The 8179-nt window shown below is 29.5% G+C and carries 7 protein-coding genes; 1 reads left to right on the forward strand and 6 read right to left on the reverse strand.

Annotated elements, in window-relative coordinates:
• Positions 1–83: 83 nt before the first annotated feature.
• The 3 genes from KPL38_RS09815 to ftsH all read right to left on the reverse strand — a co-directional run bounded on the left by KPL38_RS09815 (position 84) and on the right by ftsH (position 4549).
• A complete protein-coding gene (locus tag KPL38_RS09815; RefSeq protein ID WP_216288963.1) occupies positions 84–1271 on the reverse strand; it encodes a C40 family peptidase in 1188 nt (395 codons plus the stop codon).
• 387 nt (positions 1272–1658) lie between these two features.
• Positions 1659–2006, reverse strand: coding sequence for a hypothetical protein (locus tag KPL38_RS09820; protein WP_216288964.1), 348 nt, complete (start codon positions 2004–2006; stop codon positions 1659–1661).
• A gap of 743 nt (positions 2007–2749) precedes the next feature.
• Positions 2750–4549: an ATP-dependent zinc metalloprotease FtsH gene (ftsH, locus tag KPL38_RS09825; protein ID WP_216288965.1), complete on the reverse strand. Its 1800-nt coding sequence runs from the start codon at positions 4547–4549 to the stop codon at positions 2750–2752.
• A 457-nt stretch (positions 4550–5006) separates the two neighbouring features.
• On the opposite strand from ftsH, the gene KPL38_RS09830 reads away from it, so the two are divergent.
• Complete coding sequence (locus tag KPL38_RS09830; protein WP_216288966.1) at positions 5007–5645, forward strand: TetR/AcrR family transcriptional regulator; 639 nt, start codon at positions 5007–5009, stop codon at positions 5643–5645.
• A 66-nt stretch (positions 5646–5711) separates the two neighbouring features.
• On the opposite strand, the gene KPL38_RS09835 is transcribed toward KPL38_RS09830, so the two are convergent.
• The 3 genes from KPL38_RS09835 to KPL38_RS09845 form a co-directional block, all read right to left on the reverse strand.
• Positions 5712–6032 carry a hypothetical protein gene (locus tag KPL38_RS09835; RefSeq protein ID WP_216288967.1) on the reverse strand — a complete coding sequence of 107 codons (321 nt, stop codon included), beginning with the start codon at positions 6030–6032 and terminating at the stop codon, positions 5712–5714.
• Positions 6033–6365: 333 nt separating this feature from the next.
• Complete coding sequence (locus KPL38_RS09840; RefSeq protein WP_216288968.1) at positions 6366–6743, reverse strand: HIT family protein; 378 nt, start codon at positions 6741–6743, stop codon at positions 6366–6368.
• A 60-nt stretch (positions 6744–6803) separates the two neighbouring features.
• Positions 6804–7664, reverse strand: coding sequence for a mechanosensitive ion channel family protein (locus tag KPL38_RS09845; RefSeq protein WP_246577897.1), 861 nt, complete (start codon positions 7662–7664; stop codon positions 6804–6806).
• Positions 7665–8179 lie beyond the last annotated feature (515 nt).

Below are 8179 nucleotides of genomic sequence, written 5' to 3' on the forward strand. Positions count from 1 at the left end.
CAGTTATAAGCATAAAAAAGGCATCCAATGTGGATGCCTTTTTTATGGATTTTTATTTAAAAACTATTTGTTATTTAATATTTTTATCTAACTCTACGTCCATATGTAAAGTCACTATTTAGTGATTGTATTCTAAGAACGGCACCTGTGTGAGGTGCATTTATCATGTTACCATTTCCAACATATATTCCTACATGATGAGCAGGTGTGCCGAAGAACACCAAATCTCCTGGTTGAAGATTTGCTCTAGATACAAGTGTACCTACATTCTGTTGAGCTTCTGAAACTCTTGGCAAATTCACACCAAAATGTGCAAACACATATTGTGTGAAACCTGAACAGTCAAAACCTGATGGGCTTGTCCCACCCCAAACATAAGGGATGCCAAGAAACTGTGATGCATATGATAAAAGTGCACTAGAAGAAGATGAAGATCCGCCTCTTGAAACACTCACGCTAGGAGCAACACTGGCAGTGCTACTTGAAGCAACTTGATTTGTTGTAGTAGCTTTACTTGCAACTGCAACTGCTTGTCTCGCAACTGCAACCTGTCTTGCTGCGCTAGCTTGTTTTTCTGCATTAGCTTTTCTTGCTGCAACAACTAGTTTTTCTGCTTCAGCTGCTTGTTTTGCTGCAATAGCTTGATCCTTTACAAGTTGTGCTTTATATTTATTTTCTTGAGCACTTAATTGTGCTACCAATACAGTTTGATCTGATTTTTGTTTTGTTAAAGCAGATAATTTGTTTTTATTATCAGCTCTTAAAGACAACAACTTTGTATTTTGCGTATCTAATGCTACTTTTTTTGAATTGATTGCTACCTGTTTTGTTTTCAAGTCATCAATAACATTTTGATCAAATTTTACTATTCTTTTTATAACTTCTACTCTGGATACAAAATCATCTAGATTCTTTGAAGCTAATACAACATCTACATAACTTGATGATCCATTCATATACATTACTCTCATTCTTTTATTAAAAAGAATCTGTTCTGATTTAATATCATTCTCTGCTTTAGCAATATCTATTTTAGCTTGTTTAATATCTTTTTGTTTTTTAGCAATATCTTTTTCATTGTTATTTATTTTAGACATAATTTTCTCAATATTATTATCCATCATCTCTACTTTATTTTCAAGATTGCTTCTTTGGGTTTGAACTTGTTGAATTTTAACCCTATCTGACGCAGAATCTGCGTATACGCTAGTAACTCCAACGCTCATTGTTAAAGTAAGTGCCATCATGGCTGAAATAATTTTTCTGTTCAATTCTCTATCCCCTTATACATTATTTTATCATTTATAATATTATTCATTAAGATCTTTTTTAAAACCTAAATACTATGATACACAAAAAAAGAAAATCTGTAAAGGAACTAATTATAAATAAAGGCTATATTTGGTCATAATTCGTTATTTTATAAATATATATGTAACTATTTATCTATATATTTGGTTCATTTATTTATAGTATGTAACCCTTACCTATAAAAGTAAGGGCCTTATCTTACTGGGATTTCTTTGAATCTATTATTTCACATGTTTGTGTTGTATATAACATTTTTAAAAATTATTTTTAATATTTTCGAAAATATTTTTTTAATATACTATATTTAAACTTTTTTATATATTATATTAAAAAAGTTCAAATATTTATTATAATTCATGACAGCAACAAAATCCTTTAATATAACCAACATAAAATTTTGGAGTAAAAACTCCCACATTTGAAAATGATTTTGTAGTTCTCTCAAAAGCTTTAATTGCTTCTACTCTTATGTTTTTAATACTATAAGGTAATCGCCCTTTATCCGAATTTATAAGATATGAAAATAAGCCTACCTCAAATCCATTGATTTCTTCTGCACAAACTACACCCTGCTCCTCAACATAAAAATCACGGGCAAATTGATGAATATATTCAAAAGATTGTTTTTCTGTCTTTTCAGTGTTCCCTTCCTCTTTTAATTCAATTACTTTACCTATTAGTAAAACCCCCCTCACTTAAAATTTAAATTCTATATATTGTTATTTTATTAGCCGTATTGCCATTAATATTCCACTCATTAGCTAAATGCTCTAATTTTTTTTAATAAATTCATTAAAACTTGTTACACTAATGTTTTTTGTACTTTTAATGTAACTTCATAACACTTAACCATAAAAAAATAGAGTCAATAGATAATATTTATCCATTGACTCTATTTTTTTAAGCTACATCGACTATAGTAACACCAATTTTTTCTTTGTCAATTAATCTATATCTTGCTTAATCACTTCCGCCTTTACCTCAAATAAACCAAGAAAATTTCTTATATGTCATTATAAATAACCATTATTTACCGGGAAATTTTTTAAAAACAATATGATGTTTGAACTTACTTATAATTTGTGCTGTTAAATTTAATTAAATTTAACAATATTGTTAACTAAAATTTAACACCTAAATGTAGTGTTTTCAGTGAATTATAAATACCGCAACTATCTACTTAATTAAATTATTGTTAACATTTAAATAGTTGTAATTATATATGTTTTATGTTTATATAACCATCAATATTATTTAAAACACTTAATTGACTTATTACCATTCAAACTTATTTGAAAATTAACGTAATTGTGAAAAAATAGACCATATATTTATCAATTAACTGAATTATGCGAATTAATTCAATTGCTTATTCTATTAGTTTATTGAATTAACAAAGCACTCCTATCTTTTAGATTGGAGTGCTTTGTTAGTTTAATTAACTTCTGTCAAATATTTCTTGGAATTCTACTGCCTCAAGTTTTTCTTTTTCTAAAAGTTCTTCAGCAACAGCATTAAGTTTGCTCCTATTATCAGTTAAAAGTCTCAAAGCTTTTGTATATGCAACATCTATAAGTTTCTTTACTTCTTGATCTATTTTATATGCAGTTTCTTCACTATATTTTCTATCTTTGCCCATATCTCTTCCAAGGAATACTTCGTCACTCCCTGAGCCGAAAGTAATTGGTCCAAGATTATCGCTCATTCCATAGTCCATTACCATTTTTCTTGCTATGGAAGTTGCTCTCTCAATATCATTACTGGCACCAGTACTTATATCTCCAATAACTAGTTTTTCTGCAACTCTACCACCAAGTAGTCCCACAATTTCCTCTTCAAGTTTTGACCTAGACATATATGATCTATCCTCATCTGGAAGACGCATAGTATATCCACCAGCCCTTCCTCTTGGTACTATACTTATTTGGTGAACAGGATCTAGCTTTGGAAGTAATTTCATTACAATTGCATGACCTGCTTCGTGATATGCTGTAAGCTTTCTATCTGCTTCAATTACCACTCTGCTTTTCTTTTCAGGTCCAGCAATTATTCTTGTAACTGCTTCTTCAAGTTCATCCATTCCTATAAGTTTCTTACCTCTACGAACAGATAAAAGTGCTGATTCATTAAGTAAGTTTTCAATATCTGCACCAGTAAACCCAGGTGTTCTCTTTGCAAGTACACTAAGTTTAACATCTGGTTCAAGATGCTTGTTTTTAGAATGCACTGCCAAAATTGCTTCTCTACCCTTTCTATCAGGCACTCCAACAAATATTTGTCTGTCAAATCTACCTGGTCTTAATAAAGCTGGATCAAGTACATCTGCTCTATTGGTCGCTGCAATCATTATTATTCCTTCATTTTCTCCGAAACCATCCATTTCAACTAATAGTTGGTTTAATGTCTGTTCTCGTTCATCATTTCCTCCACCAACGCCAGCACCTCTTTGTCTTCCAACAGCGTCAATTTCATCTATGAAAATTATACAAGGTGAATTCTTTTTTGCCTGTTCAAATAAATCTCTTACTCTTGATGCTCCGACACCAACAAACATTTCTACAAAATCTGAACCTGAGATGCTAAAAAATGGAACTCCAGCCTCTCCTGAAATAGCTCTTGCAAGTAGTGTCTTACCAGTTCCTGGAGGTCCTATTAATAAAACTCCTTTTGGTATTCGAGCACCCATATCTAGATATACTTTAGGTTGTTTTAGAAAATCAACAATTTCTGCAAGTTCGGCTTTTTCTTCATCTGCACCTGCAACATCATCAAAACTAACTTTTTTCGCATTAGGATCAATAAGTTTTGCTTTGCTTTTTCCAAACTTCATTACGCCGCCGCTTCCGCCGACACCCTTTGACTGTTTCATTAATATAAAACCATAACCTACAACCATTAGTATCAATAGTATATTAGGTAAATACTGTAACCACGCTGGTATAGTGGCTGGTTTTAAATATGTTTCTTGAATACTTGGGTTCTTTGGATGATCTTGAATGAATTGAAATAACCTAGCAGATGGAACGACCGTTTTATATGTAGTTCCATTTTTTAAAGTTCCTGAAACTGACATTTGGTCTTCTTGAACCACGAAGCTTTTTATTGTATTATTTGTCCAATCATTCTGAAATTGATTAAAATTAATAATTGTTGAAGTCTGATCTGTTTTAGCAAGCATAAATACTGCAATTATAACAAAAACTAAAGCCCAAGCAGCAATACCTGATTTCTTTTTCATCAGAGAACACCTCTCTTTCTCAATATATGTTTAACTATCTATCCTATATTTTCCATAGTTTATGTTAAACTAGTTTCCTAATTAATAGTATAATAGTTTTTTCAAAACCTTACAACATATTCCTAACCTAAATTCTTAACTCTTTAATGTTTTTAGTCTTTTACTTAGTGTATACCTAACATTATTAAAAAATTCTATTGATTTCATAATAGTTTTTATTAAAGTATAATGCTACCCATTAATTATATCCTTTATTGCCATAATTTCATAATAATTTTTAATATATTTTTTAATACGTTTTCTTATACCACCTTTCAAAACTCTATTGTTTATAAATGTGAGTATATCATAACAATTTTTAAAACACAATAGTTCTAAAACTATTATGTTCAGTTATGTTGAAAACATGTTTGTATTGTGTTATATTTATAAAAAAGTGAAGAAGGGGGGCTATTGGATGGATATAATAAACAAATCTAGTTTCATTAAAAATGTTGAAAAAAAAGTCCCTGCTAAAATTGGAAGACCTATAGACAAACTCCGTGATATCGCTATTCTTAGGGCTGCTTTAACGCTTGTAGCAGAGCAAGGGTATGATTCAGTCACAATGGATGCTATTGCATTAAAGGCCCATGCAGGAAAATCTACACTATATCGCAGATGGAAATCTAAGCCATATCTTATGGCAGAAGCTATAAGATTTATCATGCCTTGTGAGCAAAAAATTGATCCTAAACGCTGTGGAGAAAATTTGAGAGATTATTTGTGTGAAATACTAAGTATCTATTTTGGTGTAAAAGACGAGGTTAGGCAAAAGGTAATGCTATCCATAGCAACAGCAATAAGCAGAGATAAATCATTGTCGCAAGCAATCCATCTAGATTTTATAACTAGTCAAACATTTATATTTCGTGATGCAATAGAATGCACCTTAAATAAGAAATTAGACGAACATCAATTAGACCTTTTAGCAGATGTTGGCCCAGCATTATTATGTTATCAACTCATAATTACTGGTAACCCTATTGAAATGAAATATGTAGAACATGTTGTTGATGATTTAATAATTCCACTTATATCACTAAATAAAAAATAAAAGTTTTCTCCTCTTAATAACCTAACCCTCCTTATATGAACATGAACTAAGGAGGGTTTATCATGATTACAAATAATATATTGTACCAATATAATTCATTTCTGATTCCTTTTCATACTCTTCATAATCTATATATGCCCCTTTAAAATCTGTAACATTTTCAATTATATTAAAACCTTCTATACTTATAGTTTCTATTAAATTATTCTCATTAGAACATGCTGCCAATGTATAAAAAAAATCTTCTTCTTCATTATATATAATTTCTGTATTTAATATTCTGAAAGTAGCTTTTCTTAAAATTTTTTTGTTTTCATTTAAAATTTCCACATACTTAATTTTTCCTTCCCCCTTATTGCGTTCCTTTTCTTTAAATGTAAAACCCATTCCTATTACCCCTCTACATTTTTATTATATTACCTCTTTCCATGATTCTTAAATATATAATTTACTTATACATTAGGTCACTTGGTATTATATTTATATTTATATTCATATTCGTTAACACTTTAGAAGCACTGTGATTGATTTTTCAAGTTAATTATATCTAGACTTAACTAATGTATCATAGCTTAGCCCATGTTAAACCCGTCGATGTGGATTAAAGGTGTTTTTACTAAGCAAATATAAGTAAACTCATAAGAAGCTTATTTGTTTCTTTAAACGTTACTTGAAAACCTGGTAACTGCGCCATACGAATAATGGATAGGCACAAAATGCCTATCCATCATACTCTACCATTGCATCTTTTAAATTTCTAACTCCACCTCTTGGATTATCTACATCACCTATATATCTAGGAATTAAATGAACATGTAAATGATTTATAGTTTGTCCAGCATAAGTTCCTACATTTATACCTATGTTATATCCAGCTGGTTCATATTGAATATCAAAAATTTCTTTTACCTCATGCATAAGTTTATATATTGCTTTTATTTCTTCTTCTGTTGCCTCAAAAAAATTAGCAAAATGCCTTTTAGTTATAATCAGACAATGACCATTATTCACTGGATAATGGTCTAGTATTGCAAATGCGAATCTATTTTCTACTATTATTTCCGATTCATTAATATTGCAAAATACACATTTTGACATATTATTTTCTCCTTTTGTTTATATTATTCTCTTCATTTAACTTTTAACTGCGTACCTAAATTATAATAATTCTATATCTTCATGTTTAGAAAATTCGTCTAAAATATCCTCTACTAAAACATGTTCTAGATTTCTATAGTTTCTAGCCTTACAAATAAGCCTTAAGTTCAAACAAATTCTTCCAGTTTCCATAGAAGTATATACTGTATGTGAAGGATTTTCGTAATAAATAGGAAGAGTTTTTGAGGCTATATTTAGTGAATCCTTTGCTTCTTGTTCTATATCTCCTACTTTATCATTAGCTATAGACATTAATATATCTTTCGCCTTTCTCCAATTACTTTTAAGTGTAAGACTAATTTTAAGCTCATTCCAAGTAAAAGGGAATGCATTAGTTTCATTTATAAGTCCTTCAGTAAGAATTTGTATATTTGGTATATGAGTAATTCTGCCAGTACTTTGTCCATGAGTTCTGTTATCATTTTCAATAACTTCAATTATAGTAGTATAAAACCAATCTATAGCTACCACATCCCCAAGACTCTCACCAATCTTTATTCTATCACCAAGTTTAAATGGCTTTTGAGAATTAATTATTAACCATCCCAAAAAACTCGCTACAAGATCACGAAACGCAAATGCAAGCCCTGCTGAAAATATTCCAAGGAATGTAAATATGTCCTTAGACTCATACATCCATATTGGTATAATGACTACAACCGTTAGGATATTTATTAATAATGAAGATCTTTTTTTATATTTTATTGTATTACTAGAATCAAAATTCGACTTGTTTATGAATGAGCATATACTTTTCTTTACTATGTGGAAAACCATTATCAACGCTACCGTTATAATTATTTTTATCACCACACCTACAGTTTCAAATCTTAAACCTAAATCCAACAAAAATTTAATCAAATGTTTTCTACTCCTTCATATTAATTTTAACTATATATGATAACATCTATAGTCAAAATAGTATAAATCAAACTCATATCTATGTCAATAATAGTGTTTAATATTTATATGATTTTTGGACATACTATTGTAAGAGGTGATATTATGTTCTTAAATTTCATAATAGGACTGGTTGTTCCTTGGTTGTTTATTATAATAGCCATGTCTAAAAAAACTAATAATTAAATATAAACAAAAATACTAAACTTATATTTCTTTGCTACATAAATTTACAGTTAAAGATTACTTTATAATTTTATAAATAATAGGGATTAGATGTGACTTAGTGAGAAAAGATAACTATATATTATTAACCTAAATGAGTGTACTCGGAAAACAATAATTAACAATTCCCATATTTGAGCAACAAAAGTATTTATTTGGATGTAATACTATAAGTGAAATAATAGCAGGTATGACAAAAAGGCTTTTTATACACTATTTTAAAAAGCCGTAGGCTGGTTATTTAATTAAAA

The organism is Clostridium psychrophilum (assembly GCF_018861705.1).
GTDB lineage: Bacteria > Bacillota > Clostridia > Clostridiales > Clostridiaceae > Clostridium_AD > Clostridium_AD psychrophilum.